Genomic DNA, 16,902 nt, shown 5'->3' with positions numbered 1-16,902 from the left:
CTTTGTTGTTCTATGGGGCGTCGATGGTCAGCGCGATCCCGGTCGAATCAGCCTGCGACGAACACGAATCGCAGGCCCGGCTGCCTCTGTGCGGCAGGACCGCGACCAGAAGGCAACCGGAAGGGGACCGGGAAGCGACCGGAGAGCGACCGGACCGCAGACGGCGAGCCCACCGCCGGAAACGATCGGCTTCGGGTTCAGGTTCGGACGGCAGGTTCAGGTCGCGGGATCCAGGGATTCCAGACGTCGGTCGATATCGGCGCGAAAACGGGTGAGGAACATCAGGGCGCGGACCGCCTGGGCGGCTTCCTGCGGCTGTTGGCGCTGGTCGAGAGCGGTGCCGGCCTGGGTGAGCAGGCTGCGTTCACGGCTGGCGACTTCGCGGTCGATGGCCAGGATGGCGCTGCTGTCCCGGGCCTCGTCGAGCGACTCGCGCCATTCCATCTGTTCCATCAGGAACGCCGCCGGCATGGCGGTGTTCTCGTTGGCTTCGATGGGCGCACCCCGCAGCTCGCACAGGTAGGCGGCCCGCTTGAGCGGATCCTTCAGACGCTGATAGGCCTCGTTGACCCGCAGCGACCACTGCATCGCGAGGCGCTGGGAAGCGGCGCCTTCCGCAGCGAACTTGTCCGGATGCACCTTCGCCGCCAGCGCTTTCCAGCGGGCGGCGATCTCGGCACTGTCCTGCTCAAACCGAGCCGGCAAGCCGAACAGGGCGAAGTCGTCGTCGTCCAGTTTCACAGCCGGTCAGCCGCCTAGATCCGGAAGGATTCGCCGCAGCCGCAGCGATCTTTTTCGCGCGGGTTGCGGAACTTGAATCCTTCGTTCAGGCCTTCGCGCACGAAGTCCAGCTCGGTCCCGTCCAGGTAAGGCAGGCTCTTCGGGTCCACCAGCACCTTCACGCCGTGGCCCTCGAAGATCACGTCTTCCGGCGACACCTCGTCGGCATATTCCAGCTTGTAGGCCAGGCCCGAGCAGCCGGTGGTCTTCACACCCAGGCGCACACCCACGCCGCGTCCCCGCTTGGAGATGTAGCGCGTCACATGGCGCGCCGCGGCTTCAGTCAGAGTGACAGACATGATGGATCCCGCCCGCCTTATTGGGCGTGCTTGGCGCGGTAATCGTCCACCGCCGCCTTGATGGCGTCTTCCGCCAGGATGGAGCAGTGGATCTTCACCGGCGGCAGCGCCAGTTCTTCGGCGATGTGGGTGTTCTTGATGGTCAGGGCTTCGTCCAGGGACTTGCCCTTGACCCATTCCGTCACCAGCGAGCTGGACGCAATGGCCGAGCCGCAGCCGTAGGTCTTGAACTTGGCGTCCTCGATCAGGCCGGTGGCCGGATTCACCTTGATCTGCAGGCGCATCACGTCGCCGCAGGCGGGCGCGCCCACCATGCCGGTACCCACCGACTCGTCGCCCTTTTCGAAGGCGCCAACGTTGCGGGGGTTGTCGTAGTGGTCCAGCACTTTGTCACTGTATGCCATGGTCGTTCTCCAACGTTTTTTTGAAAGGTCCCGATGGGTCGTTTCAGCGGATCAGTGGGCGGCCCACTGGATGGTGCTGATGTCAACGCCTTCCTTGTACATGTCCCACAGGGGCGAGAGTTCGCGCAGCTTCGCGACCCGGTCCTTCAGCAGCGAGATGGCGTAATCGATCTCTTCTTCGGTGGTGAAGCGGCCGATGGTCATGCGCAGGGAGGAATGGGCCAGTTCGTCGCTGCGGCCCAGGGCGCGCAGCACGTAGCTGGGTTCCAGGCTGGCCGAGGTGCAGGCCGAGCCGGAGGACACGGCGATGCCCTTGATGCCCATGATCAGCGACTCGCCTTCGACGAAGTTGAAGGAGGCGTTGACGTTGTGGGGCACGCGGCGGGTCAGGTCGCCGTTGATGAACACCTGCTCGATGTCCTTCAGGCCGTCCAGCAGACGCTGCTGCAGCGCCTTGATGCGAGGCAGTTCGGTGGCCATCTCTTCACGGGCGATGCGGAAAGCTTCGCCCATGCCGACGATCTGGTGGGTGGGCAGCGTGCCCGAACGCAGGCCGCGCTCATGGCCCCCGCCGTGCATCTGTGCTTCCAGGCGCACCCGGGGCTTGCGGCGCACATACAGCGCGCCGATGCCCTTGGGGCCGTAGCTCTTGTGGGAAGCCAGGCTCATCAGGTCGACCGGCAGCGTGGCCATGTCGATCTCCACCTTGCCGGTGGCCTGGGCAGCGTCCACATGGAAGACGATGCCCTTCTCCCGGCACATTGCACCGATGGTGGGGATGTCCTGGATCACGCCGATTTCGTTGTTCACGAACATGACCGAGATCAGGATGGTGTCCGGGCGAATGGCCGCCTTGAGCACGTCCAGGTCGATCAGGCCGTTCTCCTGGACGTCCAGGTAGGTCACCTCAAAACCCTGGCGCTCCAGCTCGCGGGTGGTGTCCAGCACCGCCTTGTGCTCGGTCTTGATGGTGATCAGGTGCTTGCCGCGGCTCTTGTAGAACTGCGCCGCGCCCTTGATGGCGAGGTTGTTGGACTCGGTGGCCCCGGAGGTCCAGACGATCTCGCGAGGGTCGGCATTGATCAGAGCGGCCACCTGGCCACGGGCCTTCTCCACGGCTTCTTCCGCTTCCCAGCCCCAGGCGTGGCTGCGAGAAGCCGGGTTGCCGAAGTGCTCGCGCAGCCAGGGAATCATCGCGTCCACGACGCGCGGATCCACCGGCGTCGTGGCGCCGTAATCCATGTAAATGGGGAAATGCGGGGTCATGTCCATGGGAACAGGTCTTCTGGTGGCTTTACTTGCTCAGGGCATTGCCCAGGGCGAACACGGAATTGGGGGCGGTGATGCGGATCGGCTTGACGACCGGCGTGCTGGAAATGGCCCGCTTGATCGGCGCTTCTTCCACGGTGACACCCTTGGCCAGCTGGTCATCCACCAGCTTGCGCAGCGTGACCGAGTCGAGGTACTCGATCATCTTGTTGTTGAGCGCGGTCCACAGGTCGTGGGTGATGCACCGTCCGGTGTCGTCGCCCATGCAGTTTTCCTTGCCGCCGCAGCCGGTGGCGTCGATGGGTTCATCCACTGCCACGATGATGTCGGCCACGGTGATCTCGTCGGAGCGACGACCCAGGGAATAGCCGCCGCCAGGACCACGGGTGCTTTCCACCAGTTGATGACGGCGCAGCTTGCCGAACAGCTGTTCCAGATAGGACAGCGAAATCTGCTGGCGCTGGCTGATGGCCGCCAACGCGACCGGGCCGCTGTTTTCGCGCAGCGCCAGATCAATCATCGCGGTAACAGCAAAACGACCTTTGGTGGTGAGACGCATCGAACTTCTCCTTGGCCGATGAAGGCATCAGGACCTGAGGCAACAGCCCGGGACTCCGGACTGACTCACGCAGCAGGGTTAACCCCTTGCTATGTCCGAGCATTCTACTAGGTTATGGAGATTCTTGCCCGGGCGACCCCAGGGCGCCGGCAGGGTGGCCGGAGCCGCCCCCGCGCGGGATGCGTTTTTCGGTTAGAGATGTGACGAAATGGCGCTTGGTCGCCGCGAAGACGTGTCAATGCGAGGGCAAGCGCGCGAACAGCGGACCTGGGACGGCCCCAGACGCCACGAACGCCAGGGACGGCGCCTGGAGCATCCCTGCTTGAGGTGGGGTTTTGGCGGGCTAAGGCGCAGTGTCCGTGGACTCGTTCCACGGTCGTCGAGACGGACCCCGGCCACGGCAGCGAACTTCCCACCGAAATGACTCGAATCGCGGTGGCCTCACCCTTTGGCGCTGGTGATGGGCACCACGTTGTCGTGCACCGCCGCGCCAAACGCCTGCTCCTTGAGCTGGGACAACTGATCGCGCAGCCGCGCCGCCTTCTCGAACTCGAGGTTGCGAGCATGCTCCAGCATCTGCTTCTCCAGCTGGGTGATGCGCTTGCTGAGGTCGCGCTCGCTCATGGCCTCCACTTCGGCCGTCTGCTCGATCAGCTTGACATCGTCGCGGCCGGGCTTGTCGCTGTAGACCCCCTCGATCAATTCCTTGATCCGCTTGATCACCCCTCGGGGGGTGATGCCATTGGCCGCATTGAACTCGATCTGCTTGGCCCGGCGACGTTCCGTTTCGCCGATGGCCTTGCGCATCGATTCGGTGATGCGGTCCGCATAGAGGATGGCCTTGCCATTGACGTTCCGCGCCGCGCGACCAATGGTCTGGATCAGGCTGCGTTCAGCCCGCAGGAAGCCTTCCTTGTCGGCATCCAGAATCGCCACCAGGGAGACTTCCGGAATGTCCAGGCCCTCCCGCAGCAGGTTGATCCCCACCAGCACGTCGAAGGTCCCCAGCCGCAAGTCGCGCAGAATCTCCACCCGCTCGACCGTATCCACGTCCGAATGCAGATAACGCACCTTGACGCCGTTGTCGCTGAGATATTCGGTCAGCTGCTCGGCCATGCGCTTGGTCAGCGTCGTAATCAGCACCCGCTCGTTGATCTCGACGCGATCACGGATCTCCTGCAGCACATCGTCCACCTGATGCACGGCCGGCCGCACTTCGACGATCGGATCCACCAGCCCGGTGGGCCGCACCACCTGCTCGACCACCTGGCCGGCCTGGCGCTTTTCATAGTCGCCCGGCGTGGCCGAGACAAAAATCGCCTGCCGCATCTTGCGTTCGTACTCTTCGAACTTCAGCGGGCGGTTGTCCATGGCCGAGGGCAGGCGGAAACCGTATTCCACCAGCGTCGTCTTGCGCGCACGGTCGCCGTTGTACATGGCGCCGAACTGGCCAATCAGCACGTGGCTTTCATCCAGGAACATCAGCGCGTCGGGCGGCAGATAGTCCACCAGGGTCGGCGGCGGCTCGCCCGGCGCGGCGCCAGACAGGTGCCGGGTGTAGTTCTCGATGCCCTTGCAGTGGCCGACTTCCTGCAGCATTTCCAGGTCGAAACGGGTGCGCTGCTCCAGCCGCTGGGCTTCCACCAGTTTGCCTTCCTTGACGAAATGGGCCACGCGCTCCCGCAGCTCTTCCTTGATGGTCTCCATGGCGGCGACCACCCGGTCCCGCGGCGTCACGTAATGGCTGGACGGGTAAACGGTGAAGCGGGGAATCTTCTGACGGATGTGGCCGGTCAGCGGGTCGAAGAGCTGCAGGCCGTCCACTTCGTCGTCAAAGAGCTCGATGCGCAGGGCGAGTTCCGAATGCTCCGCCGGGAACACATCGATGGTGTCGCCGCGCACCCGGAAATGGCCCCGGGTGAATTCGGTCTCGTTGCGGGTGTACTGCATGCGCGCCAACTGGGCGATGACATCCCGCTGGCCCATCTTGTCGCCCACGCGCAGGGTCATGACCATCTGGTGATAGTCGCTCGGATTGCCAATACCGTAGATGGCCGACACGGAGGCGACGATGATCACATCACGCCGCTCCAGAAGGCTCTTGGTGCAGGAGAGGCGCAGCTGCTCGATCTGCTCGTTGATCGCGCTGTCCTTCTCGATGAACAGATCGCGCTGTGGCACATAGGCTTCGGGCTGGTAGTAGTCGTAATAACTGACGAAATACTCCACCGCATTCTTCGGAAAGAATTCCCGGAATTCGCTGTAGAGCTGCGCGGCCAGGGTCTTGTTGGGCGCAAACACGATGGCCGGCCGCCCCAGCCGGGCAATGGTGTTGGCCATGGTGAAGGTCTTGCCCGAGCCAGTCACGCCCAGCAGCGTCTGGAAGCTGAGGCCGTCCTGCACCCCTTCCACCAGCTGCTGAATGGCCGTGGGCTGGTCGCCCGCCGGCGGATACGGCTGGAACAGCTGGAACGGGGAGCCTTCGAAAGCAACGAATTCGCCCTTCGGCAGCTCGGCGCCGGCACCCGCCGCTTCCTGGCCGGGCCCGAGGGCATCGGCTTCGGACGCGGACATGGCACCGCCACGGGCGGCAGCAAGGGTCTTGGCAACAGTGGTACGACTCATCGGGTAATCCCTGGGCAACGCCCATTCCCTGCCTACAATCGGCAGGCTGCGTTGGGCAACCAACGGTACAGCGTAGCAAACCCGTCAAGCTCTTATTTGCTTCTCTGCTTCTCTGCCTGGTTGGCTGGGTGACGGCGCATATTCTCGCCGCCGCTCGTGCCAGCGTAGTGTCAGCACACCTGTCAGGAAACCTCATGTCCCTGTTCGCCGCCGTCGCCATGGCCCCCCGCGACCCCATCCTGGGGCTCAACGAGCAATTCAATGCCGACCCCAATCCCAACAAGGTGAATCTGGGCGTGGGCGTTTATTACGACGACAACGGCAAGCTGCCGCTGCTGGCCTGCGTGGCCGCCGCCGAATCGCAGATGCTCGCTGCCCCGAAGGCCCGCGGCTATCTGCCGATCGATGGCATTGCCGCCTATGACCAGGCGGTGCAGGGTCTCGTGTTTGGCGCCGACTCCGACGTGGTGAAGACCAAGCGCGTGGCCACGGTGCAGGCGCTGGGCGGCACTGGCGGCCTGAAGGTCGGTGCGGACTTCCTGAAGAAGCTCAACCCGTCGGCCAAGGTGCTGATTTCCGACCCGTCCTGGGAAAACCATCGCGCGCTGTTCACGAGCGCGGGTTTCCAGGTCGAGACCTACCCGTATTACGACGCCGCCAACCGCGGCATCCACTTCGACGGCATGCTGGCCGCGCTGAAGGCCGCTCCTGCCGGCACCATCGTGGTGCTGCACGCCTGCTGCCACAACCCGACCGGCTACGACCTGAGCAGCGCCCAGTGGGAACAGGTGGTGGAAGCCGTCAAGACCGCGGGCCTCGTGCCCTTCCTGGACATGGCCTACCAGGGCTTTGGCGAAGGCATCGCCGAAGACGGCGCGGTCATCCGCCAGTTCCTGGCCGCCGGCCTGGACTTCTTTGTTTCCACCAGCTTCTCCAAGAGCTTCTCGCTGTATGGCGAGCGCGTGGGCGCCCTGAGCGTGGTGTGCAGCACCGCCGAAGAAACCACCAAGGTGCTGAGCCAGCTCAAGATCGTGATCCGCACCAACTATTCCAATCCGCCGACGCACGGCGCCCAGGTGGTGGCCACGGTGCTGTCCACCCCGGCCCTGCGTGCGCAGTGGGAAGAGGAACTGGGCGGCATGCGGGTGCGCATCCGCCAGATGCGCGAAGCCCTGGTGCAGGAACTCAAGGCCGCCGGCATTACCGACGACCTGAACTTCATCACCCGCCAGAAGGGCATGTTCAGCTACTCGGGCCTGAGCGTGGAGCAGATGCAGCGCCTGCGTAGCGAATTCGGCATCTACGGTGTGGACTCGGGCCGCATCTGCGTGGCGGCGCTGAACAGCAAGAACATCAAGGCGGTGGCGGCCGCCATCGCCGCGGTGAAGAAGGCTTAAGCCCTTCCTTTCAGCCAGATCAGGGCCGGCCCGCCTCCGCGGGTCGGCTTTTTTTTGGTCGGCGCCGTGTCGTTCCCGGCGATTTCCCCCGCATGTGTGACGAAAAGCCGCCGGAAGCGGCCTGCACCGCCCTGCTGACCGCGCGGATGTCGCATTCGCGGCGGACACTGAGCCCGGTACCGTCCTAGAATTGCTGCATCGCACAATCACCGGAGCATCCGCTCTGGTCCCTGTCCAGGTCCACCGCTTTTCCGTAGGGGTCGCCAGATGCTTTACCAGCTCTATGAAACCCAGCGCGCGCTGATGAGCCCGTTCGCCGAATTCGCGAGCGCCGCTGCCAAGCTCTACAGCCATCCGCTGTCGCCCTTCTCCCACATGCCTGCCTCCCAGCGCATGTCTGCCGGGCTGGACCTGATGCACCGGCTGGCGAAGGAATACGAAAAGCCGGAATTCAACATCCCGTCGGTGCAGGTGGACGGCGTCGACGTGGCCGTGCAGGAACTGGTGGCGCTGGAGAAACCCTTCTGTCGCCTGCTGCGCTTCAAGCGCTACAGCGACAATGAAACCGTCCTGGCCAAGATGAAATCCCAACCCACCGTGCTGGTGGTGGCGCCGCTTTCAGGCCACCACGCCACGCTGCTGCGGGACACGGTGCGTCAACTGCTCAAGGACCACAAGGTCTACATCACCGACTGGACGGACGCCCGCATGGTGTCGCTCGACCAGGGCGCCTTCCATCTGGACGACTACATCTACTACGTGCAGGACTTCATCCGCCACGTCGGCGAGGACTGCCACGTCATCTCCGTCTGCCAGCCCACCGTGCCGGTGCTGGCGGCCATTTCGCTGATGGCCAGCAACGGCGAGGCGACGCCGCGCTCGATGACGATGATGGGCGGCCCGATCGATGCCCGGCGCAGCCCCACCGCCGTGAACAATCTGGCGATGAACAAGAGCTACAGCTGGTTCGAGAACAACGTGATCCACCGGGTGCCGACCAACTATCCGGGCGAAGGCCGCCGCGTGTATCCCGGCTTCCTCCAGCACACCGGTTTTGTGGCGATGAATCCGGACCGCCACCTCACCTCGCACTACGACTACTTCCTCGATCTGGTGCGCGGCGATGACGACAGCGCCGAATCCCACCGGCGCTTCTACGACGAATACAACGCGGTGCTGGACATGCCGGCGGAGTATTACCTGGACACCATCCGCACCGTCTTCCAGGACTTTGCCCTGGTCAACGGCACCTGGGACGTGGGCGGCCAGCGGGTGCGCCCGCAGGACATCCACGAGACTGCCCTGCTGACGGTGGAAGGCGAGCTTGACGACATCTCCGGCGCCGGCCAGACCCGCGCCGCACATGAACTGTGCAGCGGCATTGCGCCCGAGCATCAGCGGCATTACGACGCCATCGGCGCCGGTCACTACGGCATCTTCTCCGGCCGCCGCTGGCGCGAGAAGGTCTATCCCACCGTGCGCGACTTCATTGCCAAGTACGATGCAGCCCCGTTGCATCAGACAGCCGCGCCCCGGCGCTCGTCCACCAAGACCAGCCGCCAGCGCCAGACGACCGAGTGAATTCCCAAGCCCTGGAGGCCCTGGTCCATCAACTGGACCAGGCCTTGCCGCAGACGCAGTGCACCCGCTGCGGCTATCCCGACTGCCATTCCTACGCCCACGCCATCGCCCACGGCGAGGCGCCGATCAACCAGTGCCCACCCGGCGGCGCGGAAGGCATCCGCCGCCTCGCGGCCGTGACCGGTCAGCCCGTCGTCCCCTTGAATGCGGAGCATGGGGTGGAAGGCCCGCTGCGCCTGGCGGTGATTGATGAAGACTGGTGCATCGGCTGCACGCTGTGCATCAAGGCCTGCCCGGTGGATGCGATCCTGGGCAGCAACAAGCAGATGCATGTGGTGCTGGAAGAAGACTGCACCGGCTGTGAGCTGTGCATTCCGGTCTGCCCCGTCGACTGCATCTCGCTCAAGAATGTCACCCTGGGCCGCACCGGCTGGGATGCCTGGAGCCCGGCACAGGCGGACGTGGCTCGCTCCCGCTACCGCGCCCATGAGCTGCGGGTCGTGCGGCAGCAGCGCGAGCACGACGAAGCGCTGGAAGCCAAGGCGCAGCACAAACTCGAGCATCTGGAAGAGGCGTCCAAGCTGACCGATCCGGTGCAACTCGACCGCAAACGCGCCGTGATCGAAGCTGCCCTGGCGCGTGCAAGGGCCAAGCGCGGTGCTTGACGCGGCGGCGTGGAAGCGCCGTTCGTCAGGTGCAGATCGATTGTCCAGAACCGTGCCCGGACCCAGGGGCCCTGAACGATGAACCGTCAGCAGATCCAGACCTTTTTCGAGACCTTGCGCCGGGCCAATCCCTCGCCGCAAACCGAGCTGGAATACGCCAGCGTCTTCGAGTTGCTGGCCGCCGTGCTGCTGTCGGCCCAGGCGACCGATGTGGGCGTCAACAAGGCAACGCGCCGGCTCTTTGTGGTGGCCAACACCCCGCAGAAGATCCTTGACCTCGGCGAGGAACGGCTGGCGGACTTCATCAAGACCATTGGCCTGTACAAGACCAAGGCGCGCAACCTCTACACCACCTGCCGCATGCTGGTCGACCAGCATGGCGGCCAGGTGCCGCGCAGCCGCGAAGCACTCGAAGCCTTGCCCGGCGTCGGCCGCAAGACCGCCAATGTGGTGCTGAATGTCGCCTTTGGCGAAGCCACCATGGCGGTGGACACCCACATCTTCCGCGTCAGCAACCGCACCGGTCTTGCGCCTGGCAAAAATGTGCTGGAGGTGGAGCAGCAGTTGCTGGCACGGGTGCCCGCTGAATTCATGGTGGATGCCCACCACTGGCTGATCCTGCATGGGCGCTATGTGTGCCAGGCTCGCCGCCCTTGGTGCGAGCGCTGCGCAGTCGTTTCCGAATGTGACAGCGCCCCCCTGGCTGGGGCCCGTTGAGGCTGTCAAACGGGTTGCGACGCCTACAATTGCGATGGCCGCGATGCCACATCGATTTATCTGACGGACTCCTGCCACCATGCCCAGCTTGAACGACCTTGTCGATCGTGTGGAGCGCCTGCTCGTACGCCATGAAGAGCTCACGCGGACCAACAGCCTGCTCCAGGAACAGGTCCAGGCCCTGACGGTGGAGCGGGACAGCCTCCGCTCTCGACTGGCCGCTGCGCGCGCCCGTGTGGATGCCCTGCTCGACCGCCTCCCCCTCGAATCCACTGACTCGCAGAAGAGCGACACATGAAGCAAATGGAAGTCACCATCATGGGTCAGAGCTACCTGCTGGGCTGCCCCGAAGGCGGCGAGGCCGCGCTGAGCAAGGCGGTGTCGCGGGTGGACAAGGAAATGTGCGCCATCCGGGACTCCGGCAAGATCAAGGCACGGGAGCGCATTGCGGTACTGGCGGCCCTGAACCTGGCCTTCTCGTTGAGCGACGCGGCGGCGCAGACCGCTCAATCTGCAGCGTCCTCGCCATCGTCGTCAGGCGTCCCGGCCGACCTCGCCGCGACGAACGCGGCCGCTGCAGAATCCCTACCCGAAATCGATCTCTTGATGAAGCGTATCGATGAAGCCCTTGCGCAAGATGGGCAACTGCTCTGAGCGGTCCGCACAGGCGTAGAATCTTTTCTGTCCACCGCGTTCGCGTGAGTTTTATATTTCCTTGAACCGATGCTTTCGCGAGCAAGGGCTTGGAACATTGCAAGGCTGGTGTGAGCGTCTCGCGTCAGATGAACCCGAAGCTTTGCTGACCTCGCCCACCTGTACCCCTAGGGTTCAGGAATGCGACTCACGGTTCGCTGTGGACACCTCTTACCCTTCATGACCCTCCCCCAGACGAGTCCGCAGGCGCAGCCGCAATATTGGCTGATGAAGTCCGAGCCGGACGAAGCCTCCATCGATCATCTGGAAGCCGCAGGCACCCTGCCCTGGACCGGCGTTCGCAACTACCAGGCGCGCAATTTCATGCGCGACGCCATGCGGCTGGGCGACGGGGTGCTGTTCTATCACTCGTCCTGCCCGCAGCCCGGCATTGCCGGCTTCGCCGAGGTGAGCCGACTGGCCTACACCGATGCGACGCAGTTCGATCCCGCAAGCCCGTATTTCGACGTCAAGTCGATCAAGCAGTCCCCGCGCTGGGTGCATGTGGATGTGCGCTTCGTGCGCAAGACACGGCTGCTGTCACTGGCGGAGATGAAAGCGGACCCGGCATTGGCCGGCATGCGCACGCTGCAGCCAGGCAACCGCTTGTCGATCACGCCAGTCACGCCCGAGGAATGGGCGCGCGTGCAGCAGTTGCTGGCTTAGCCGCCCAGTCCGAACGGGATCGACGCCAGCACCACCTGATTGCCCCCGCGGCGCTGCGCTTCCTTGACCGCCATTTCGGCGGCATGCAGCAGCTCTTCCTGCCGGGACGCGGTATGCGGGAAGCTGGCCACACCCATCGAGAGGGACAGGCCCAGGTCCTGGCCGTGCAGCACCACGATCTGCGCATGGCATTGGCGGCGAAGCTGTTCCATGCGGGCGTGTGCCGTGGCCAGACCCACGCCCGACAGCAGCACGGCAAACAGATCTTCCCCGACACGGCAGGCGGCATCCATCGCGCGCGTGTTGGCGCGCAGCATGCGACCCAGCCCTTCCAACAGCCGGGTGCGGGCTTCCGCAGTCAAGGGCGCTCCATCGCCTGCGGTCTGCGCATCGAGCGCAATCAGCACCAGCGTGAATTCGCGGTGCTCGCGGGTGGAGAGGTCGATCTCGCGCAGCAGCTGGTCGTCGAACTGCGCGCGCATGTACAGGCCCGAGACTTCATCCCGGCCACTGCCCTGCTGCAATTCGCGGCGCATCTGCTCCAGCGATTTCTGCTGCTGCTCCAGTTGCTGCAGCGCCCGCTGCAGGTGCGATTCACGATGGCGCTCTTCGGTCTTGTCGCTCCACAGCGCCATCAGGTGTTCGGTGCCCAGCGGAATGCGGGTCACGGTGACTTCCCGGCGACGGCCGCCCAGCTCCAGCCGGTGCTCGGAGCTCACCACGCTGCGCTGCGCCAGCGTCGCCTGCTCGGCCCGGCGCATGGCCTGGACTTCATCGACGCGCATCAGCTCGTTGTCGGTATTGCCGACCACACCGTCTTCACTGCGGCCGAACAGCTCCGCCATGCCGGCACTGGCAAAGACATAACGCCCGGTCGCCATGGACTTGACGGTGACGCAGGCCCCGGTCGGCTCCATCAGGCTGAGCAGTGCCGTGGCCACCGGCGCCTGGGGCGCCCCAAGGGTAGCGAGCCAGGCATCGAAGCTGGCAGGCGCAGAAGACGCGGCGGCAGGAAATTCCATGGGACGGGCCGGGCCAGGATGGGCCTGGCGGTCGAATGGTGGATGGGTTGAATGTAGATGCCCTGATCAAGCCGGGGAAGACCTGGCGGTGATGATCCGGCCTGACTCCCCCTAAGCTTGGGGCTCCGCATCCTAGCGTGACCCCCGGGTGCGGACAGACGCGGCAGAGGAACGCGTCCTCACGTCGTGAATGCCATGCGAACTTTTGATTCTGCGCGCGCCCGGCGTGTCACCAGGAGGAATGGCCACGATACCATCTCTCCCTGAGCCGTCCACCACCGCCAGCGCGGGGGCTGGCTCTCTCAAATGTGCGCTTGTTACGGCATCTACCCCCTTCCACCGGTGGTGCGACACCCCGATTTACGCCGTTTGGTGGTCAGGCCCAAAAATTAAGGCTAGAATCCGCGTCTTTGCTGGCAAACCCTGCGCGTCGATTCGGAAGCGGAATCCGGATACTCCGCTTCGAGAGCCCGGCTGACAGAGGCGAGAACAGGCTTTCGGGCAGGTTCATGGTTTCGGTTGGCAGCGATCCTTGCGAACACCGAGCGCTATTTGAAGGAATTCTTTTTTCATGACCACCATTCGCGTCAAAGAAAACGAGCCGTTCGACGTGGCCCTGCGCCGCTTCAAGCGCACCATTGAAAAGCTGGGCCTGCTCACCGAGCTGCGCGCCCGCGAGTTCTACGAAAAGCCGACCGCCGAGCGCAAGCGCAAGAAGGCCGCCGCGGTGAAGCGTCATTACAAGCGCGTGCGCAGCATGCAGCTGCCCAAGAAGCTGTACTGATCTCGCGCTGCTGACCAGCGGCCCGAACAGCTCAAAAAAGCCCGCGCAGGACGCTGCCGCGGGCTTTTTTGCTTTATCGGACCGAACTTATTCATGATTCCCACGGAGAGATGCCCATGAGCCTCAAAGAACAAATCACCGAAGACATGAAGACCGCCATGCGTGCCAAGGACAGCGAGCGTCTGGGCACCATCCGCATGCTGCTGGCCGCCGTCAAGCAAAAGGAAGTGGACGAGCGCATCGAGGTGGACGACACCACCCTGGTGAGCATCGTGGACAAGCTGATCAAGCAGCGCAAGGACGCCATCAGCCAGTTCAGCGCCGCCGGTCGCCAGGATCTGGCCGACAAGGAAACCGCCGAAGTGAAGGTGCTGGAGGCCTACCTGCCGCAGCGTCTGAGCCAGGAAGAGATCCAGGCCGCGGTGAACGCCATCGTGGCTGATCTGGGCGCCAAGGGCCCCGGCGACATGGGCAAGGTCATGGGTGCAGTCAAGACCCAGCTGGCCGGCAAGGCCGACATGGGCCTGGTCTCCGCTGCCGTCAAGGCCGCGCTGGCGGGCTGATCGCCCCGCCCCTGCATTGAGCCCCGGCCCGGCCCCGACGCCGTCGCCACTTCCCCTTCAGGAGTCCTCATGGAACTGACCGTGCAACAACTGACGCAGGACTTCTGCGTTGCTCCGCAGATCACCCCGGATGTCATGTCCGCGCTGGCGCAGGCCGGTTTCAAGAGCGTGATCAACAATCGCCCGGACTTCGAAGGGGGGCCGGACCAGCCGACCAGTGCCCAGATGCAGGCTGCCGCCGAGGCGGCCGGTCTGGCCTACCGGTTCCTGCCGGTCCAGGGGGGCTATCAATCGCCGGAAGAGATTCAGGCGATGCGCCAGCTGATCGACGAACTGCCCTCCCCGGTGCTGGCCTTCTGCCGATCCGGCGCGCGCGCCGCGAAGCTTTTCGCCGCCGCCACGCAGCTCTGAGGCCGGCCTGGCGCGTCCTTTGGACGCGCGCCGCCACAGGGGAGGACTTTCCCGCACCCGCGCGGGATTTGCTTCGCGGCCTCCCCATCCCTGGCTACAGTCTCCGCAGGACCGATCCACGGTCCTGAAGGACCCCACCTGTCGAGGGTCCGACTGGAGACTGACCTGCCTTGAATGCCCTGCTTGCAATCGCCAGGGGCATCGACAGCCTCAATGACCGCTTCGGCACCCTTGCCGCCTGGGCCGTCCTGCTGTCCTGCCTCATCAGCGCCACCAATGCGGTGGTCCGTTACGGCCTGGACTTCAGCTCCAACGCCTTCCTCGAAATCCAGTGGTATCTGTTCGCCGCCTGCGTGATGCTGGGCGCGGCGCAAGCCTTGCGCCTGAATGAGCATGTGCGGGTGGACCTGATCTACAGCCGGCTGTCTGGCCGCGGCAAGGTGTTGATCGACACCTTCGGCCTGCTGGTCTTCCTGATGCCGGTGGTGCTCTGGGCGGCGTGGCTCTCCTGGCAGTTCTTCCTGGTCAAGCTGACCACCGGCATGCGGCCGGAAGACAGTTTGCAAACGCTGGGCCTGACCGGCTATCTGTGGAAGCTGTTCACCAGCGGGGAAGTGTCTGGCAATGCCGGTGGACTGATCCGCTGGCCGGCCGCCGCATTGCTGCCGCTCGGCTTTGTGATGCTGGCACTGCAGGGCGTGTCGGAACTGATCAAGCGCGTCGCCTGGCTGGGGCACCGCCTCGAGATGGACACCCATTACGAGAGGCCCCTGCAATGATTTCGATGGAGCTGTTTCCCCCGCTGATGTTCGCGGGGTTGATCCTCATCATGCTGATCGGGTTTCCGGTCGCTTTCTCGCTGGCGGCGCTGGGCCTGGCCTGTGGGGTGTATGCGGTGAGCCAGGGATGGTTTCCGCCGGAATTCCTCTCCGCCCTGCCGCAGAACGTCTTTGGGATCTTGTCCAACGACCTGCTGCTGGCCATTCCCTTCTTCACCCTGATGGGCGCGGTGCTCGAGAAATGCGGGCTGGCCGAGGACATGCTGGACTCGATGGGCCAGCTCTTCGGCCCGGTGCGCGGCGGGCTCGGTTATTCGGTGATCATCGTCGGCTTCATCCTGGGCGCCATCACCGGCACCGTGGCCGGCCAGGTGATCGCCATGGCGATGATTTCCCTGCCGGTGATGATGCGCTACGGCTATCACATGCGCTATGCCACCGGCGTGCTGGCGGCCTCGGGCACCATCACGCAGTTGGTGCCACCCTCGCTGGTGCTGGTGGTGCTGGCGGATCAACTCGGGCGCCCGGTGGGGGATATGTACAAGGGCGCCTGGGGCCCGTCGCTGCTGCAGGTACTGATCTTTGCGCTCTACACCTTCCTGCTGGCGCGCTTCAAGCCGCACCATGTGCCGGGTGTTCCGAAAGAAGCGCGCACCCTGCAGGGCTGGGCCTTGTGGCGCAAATGCCTGCGGGGCATCGTGCCGTCCGCCGTGCTGATCTTCGCGGTGCTGGGCTCGATGGGCGGCCTGCCCGGTCTCAACACCGCCATCTGCACGCCGACCGAGGCGGGTGCCATGGGCGCGGTGGGCGCCTTTCTGCTCGCCGCCCTGCACAAACGATTGAACTGGCCGCTGCTGCGCGGGGCGATGCAAGGCACGATGCGCATCACCGCGATGGTGGTGTTCATCCTGATCGGTTCGCGCACTTTCTCGCTGGTGTTCCAGGGCGTGGAAGGCGGGGCGTGGATCGAGCATCAGCTGTCCCATCTGCCTGGCGGTCAGGTGGGTTTCCTGATCGCGGTGAACGTCTTCATTTTCTTCCTGGCGTTCTTCCTCGACTTCTTCGAGATCGCCTTCATCATTCTGCCGCTGCTGGCCCCGGTCGCCCACAAGATGGGCATCGACCTGGTGTGGTTCGGCGTGATGCTCTGCGTGAACATGCAGACCAGCTTCATGCATCCGCCCTTCGGCTTTGCCCTGTTCTACCTGCGCGGGATTGCCGATTCCCTGTTCAAGAGCGGCGCCCTGCCCCGCAAGGTGTCCTCCAGCGACATCTACATGGGCTCGATCCCATGGGTGCTGATGCAGCTGCTGCTGGTGGCCGTGGTGATCTTCTTCCCGGTGACGGTGACCGCTTTCCTCGACAAGGAAGAAGCGCGCGATCTCGACAAGGCCACCGAGATGCTGCAAAACCTGGACACGACCGGTACGGACGGCCCGACGCGGGAGTCGGATCAGGACCCGGCGCAGCTGTTTGATGTGGCCCCGGCCGCGTCGGCGCCCGCCTCGGGCGCTTCCTGAACGTCGCAGTGCTGAGGCGCTGACATCGGACGGTTGATGTCTGGCGTTTCAATGCATGCGCCGGCCGTCCCTGAGGGAGCGGCCGGCGCTTTCTGACACATCGGCATCTGAACGACGCCGCGCGTCAGGGTTGACGTCAGGGGCGGCGCATGGAGGTCACCCCAAGGA

The 16,902-nt window shown here is 64.5% G+C and carries 19 protein-coding genes and 1 other RNA gene; 13 read left to right on the top strand and 7 right to left on the bottom strand.

The window, feature by feature from the left end; genetic code table 11:
• Positions 1-216: 216 nt before the first annotated feature.
• From hscB to uvrB, 6 genes are all read right to left on the bottom strand, one after another.
• Positions 217-741 carry a Fe-S protein assembly co-chaperone HscB gene (gene hscB, locus FHS28_RS00215; RefSeq protein WP_088449624.1) on the bottom strand — a complete coding sequence of 175 codons (525 nt, stop codon included), beginning with the start codon at positions 739-741 and terminating at the stop codon, positions 217-219.
• A 14-nt stretch (positions 742-755) separates the two neighbouring features.
• On the bottom strand, positions 756-1,079 hold the full coding sequence (gene iscA, locus FHS28_RS00210; RefSeq protein WP_088449625.1) for an iron-sulfur cluster assembly protein IscA: 324 nt from the start codon (positions 1,077-1,079) through the stop codon (positions 756-758).
• A gap of 17 nt (positions 1,080-1,096) precedes the next feature.
• Positions 1,097-1,483 carry a Fe-S cluster assembly scaffold IscU gene (gene iscU / locus FHS28_RS00205; protein ID WP_088449626.1) on the bottom strand — a complete coding sequence of 129 codons (387 nt, stop codon included), beginning with the start codon at positions 1,481-1,483 and terminating at the stop codon, positions 1,097-1,099.
• 51 nt (positions 1,484-1,534) lie between these two features.
• Positions 1,535-2,755 carry an IscS subfamily cysteine desulfurase gene (locus FHS28_RS00200; RefSeq protein WP_088449627.1) on the bottom strand — a complete coding sequence of 407 codons (1,221 nt, stop codon included), beginning with the start codon at positions 2,753-2,755 and terminating at the stop codon, positions 1,535-1,537.
• Between the two features lie 22 nt (positions 2,756-2,777).
• The gene (locus FHS28_RS00195) at positions 2,778-3,311 is read right to left on the bottom strand and encodes a Fe-S cluster assembly transcription factor (RefSeq protein ID WP_088449628.1); all 534 of its coding nucleotides are present in this window, start codon (positions 3,309-3,311) and stop codon (positions 2,778-2,780) included.
• Between the two features lie 441 nt (positions 3,312-3,752).
• Positions 3,753-5,885: an excinuclease ABC subunit UvrB gene (gene uvrB, locus FHS28_RS00190; protein WP_088449629.1), complete on the bottom strand. Its 2,133-nt coding sequence runs from the start codon at positions 5,883-5,885 to the stop codon at positions 3,753-3,755.
• Positions 5,886-6,130: 245 nt separating this feature from the next.
• Here uvrB and FHS28_RS00185 point away from each other — a divergent pair, with 245 nt between their 5' ends.
• The 8 genes from FHS28_RS00185 (at position 6,131) to FHS28_RS00150 (ending at position 11,655) form a co-directional block, all read left to right on the top strand.
• Positions 6,131-7,333 carry an amino acid aminotransferase gene (locus FHS28_RS00185; RefSeq protein ID WP_088449630.1) on the top strand — a complete coding sequence of 401 codons (1,203 nt, stop codon included), beginning with the start codon at positions 6,131-6,133 and terminating at the stop codon, positions 7,331-7,333.
• A 267-nt stretch (positions 7,334-7,600) separates the two neighbouring features.
• The gene (locus tag FHS28_RS00180) at positions 7,601-8,914 is read left to right on the top strand and encodes a polyhydroxyalkanoate depolymerase (protein WP_088449631.1); all 1,314 of its coding nucleotides are present in this window, start codon (positions 7,601-7,603) and stop codon (positions 8,912-8,914) included.
• Positions 8,911-9,579 carry an electron transport complex subunit RsxB gene (gene rsxB / locus FHS28_RS00175; RefSeq protein ID WP_310736716.1) on the top strand — a complete coding sequence of 223 codons (669 nt, stop codon included), beginning with the start codon at positions 8,911-8,913 and terminating at the stop codon, positions 9,577-9,579. The genes FHS28_RS00180 and rsxB overlap by 4 nt, the downstream gene beginning before the upstream one ends.
• A 78-nt stretch (positions 9,580-9,657) precedes the next feature.
• A complete protein-coding gene (gene nth, locus FHS28_RS00170) occupies positions 9,658-10,296 on the top strand; it encodes an endonuclease III (RefSeq protein WP_088449632.1) in 639 nt (212 codons plus the stop codon).
• A gap of 79 nt (positions 10,297-10,375) precedes the next feature.
• The gene (locus tag FHS28_RS00165) at positions 10,376-10,594 is read left to right on the top strand and encodes a cell division protein ZapB (protein ID WP_088449633.1); all 219 of its coding nucleotides are present in this window, start codon (positions 10,376-10,378) and stop codon (positions 10,592-10,594) included.
• Positions 10,591-10,950 (top strand): cell division protein ZapA, encoded by a 360-nt coding sequence (locus FHS28_RS00160; protein WP_088449634.1) that lies wholly within the window; start codon positions 10,591-10,593, stop codon positions 10,948-10,950. The genes FHS28_RS00165 and FHS28_RS00160 overlap by 4 nt, the downstream gene beginning before the upstream one ends.
• 28 nt (positions 10,951-10,978) lie before the next feature.
• Positions 10,979-11,157: non-coding RNA, 6S RNA (gene ssrS, locus FHS28_RS00155), on the top strand.
• A gap of 12 nt (positions 11,158-11,169) precedes the next feature.
• Entirely contained in the window at positions 11,170-11,655 is a 486-nt protein-coding gene (locus tag FHS28_RS00150; RefSeq protein ID WP_246409369.1) for an EVE domain-containing protein, read from the top strand.
• Here FHS28_RS00150 and FHS28_RS00145 read toward each other — a convergent pair.
• Positions 11,652-12,677 (bottom strand): GGDEF domain-containing protein, encoded by a 1,026-nt coding sequence (locus FHS28_RS00145; RefSeq protein ID WP_088449635.1) that lies wholly within the window; start codon positions 12,675-12,677, stop codon positions 11,652-11,654. The genes FHS28_RS00150 and FHS28_RS00145 overlap by 4 nt on opposite strands.
• Positions 12,678-13,248: 571 nt before the next feature.
• Here FHS28_RS00145 and rpsU point away from each other — a divergent pair.
• From rpsU to FHS28_RS00120, 5 genes are all read left to right on the top strand, one after another.
• Positions 13,249-13,461: a 30S ribosomal protein S21 gene (rpsU, locus tag FHS28_RS00140; RefSeq protein ID WP_012346814.1), complete on the top strand. Its 213-nt coding sequence runs from the start codon at positions 13,249-13,251 to the stop codon at positions 13,459-13,461.
• Between the two features lie 116 nt (positions 13,462-13,577).
• On the top strand, positions 13,578-14,024 hold the full coding sequence (locus FHS28_RS00135) for a GatB/YqeY domain-containing protein (protein ID WP_088449782.1): 447 nt from the start codon (positions 13,578-13,580) through the stop codon (positions 14,022-14,024).
• Between the two features lie 69 nt (positions 14,025-14,093).
• Entirely contained in the window at positions 14,094-14,435 is a 342-nt protein-coding gene (locus FHS28_RS00130; protein WP_088449636.1) for a protein tyrosine phosphatase family protein, read from the top strand.
• A 170-nt stretch (positions 14,436-14,605) separates the two neighbouring features.
• Positions 14,606-15,214, top strand: coding sequence for a TRAP transporter small permease subunit (locus tag FHS28_RS00125; protein ID WP_088449637.1), 609 nt, complete (start codon positions 14,606-14,608; stop codon positions 15,212-15,214).
• Positions 15,214-16,734 carry a TRAP transporter large permease gene (locus FHS28_RS00120; protein ID WP_088449783.1) on the top strand — a complete coding sequence of 507 codons (1,521 nt, stop codon included), beginning with the start codon at positions 15,214-15,216 and terminating at the stop codon, positions 16,732-16,734. Before FHS28_RS00125 ends, FHS28_RS00120 begins: the two co-directional genes overlap by 1 nt.
• The last annotated feature ends 168 nt before the right edge of the window (positions 16,735-16,902 follow it).

Origin of the sequence: Roseateles terrae (assembly GCF_014192155.1) — a bacterium.
Taxonomy (GTDB): Bacteria; Pseudomonadota; Gammaproteobacteria; order Burkholderiales; family Burkholderiaceae_C; genus Roseateles; species Roseateles terrae.
This window is presented reverse-complemented; position numbering and strand designations above follow the sequence as displayed.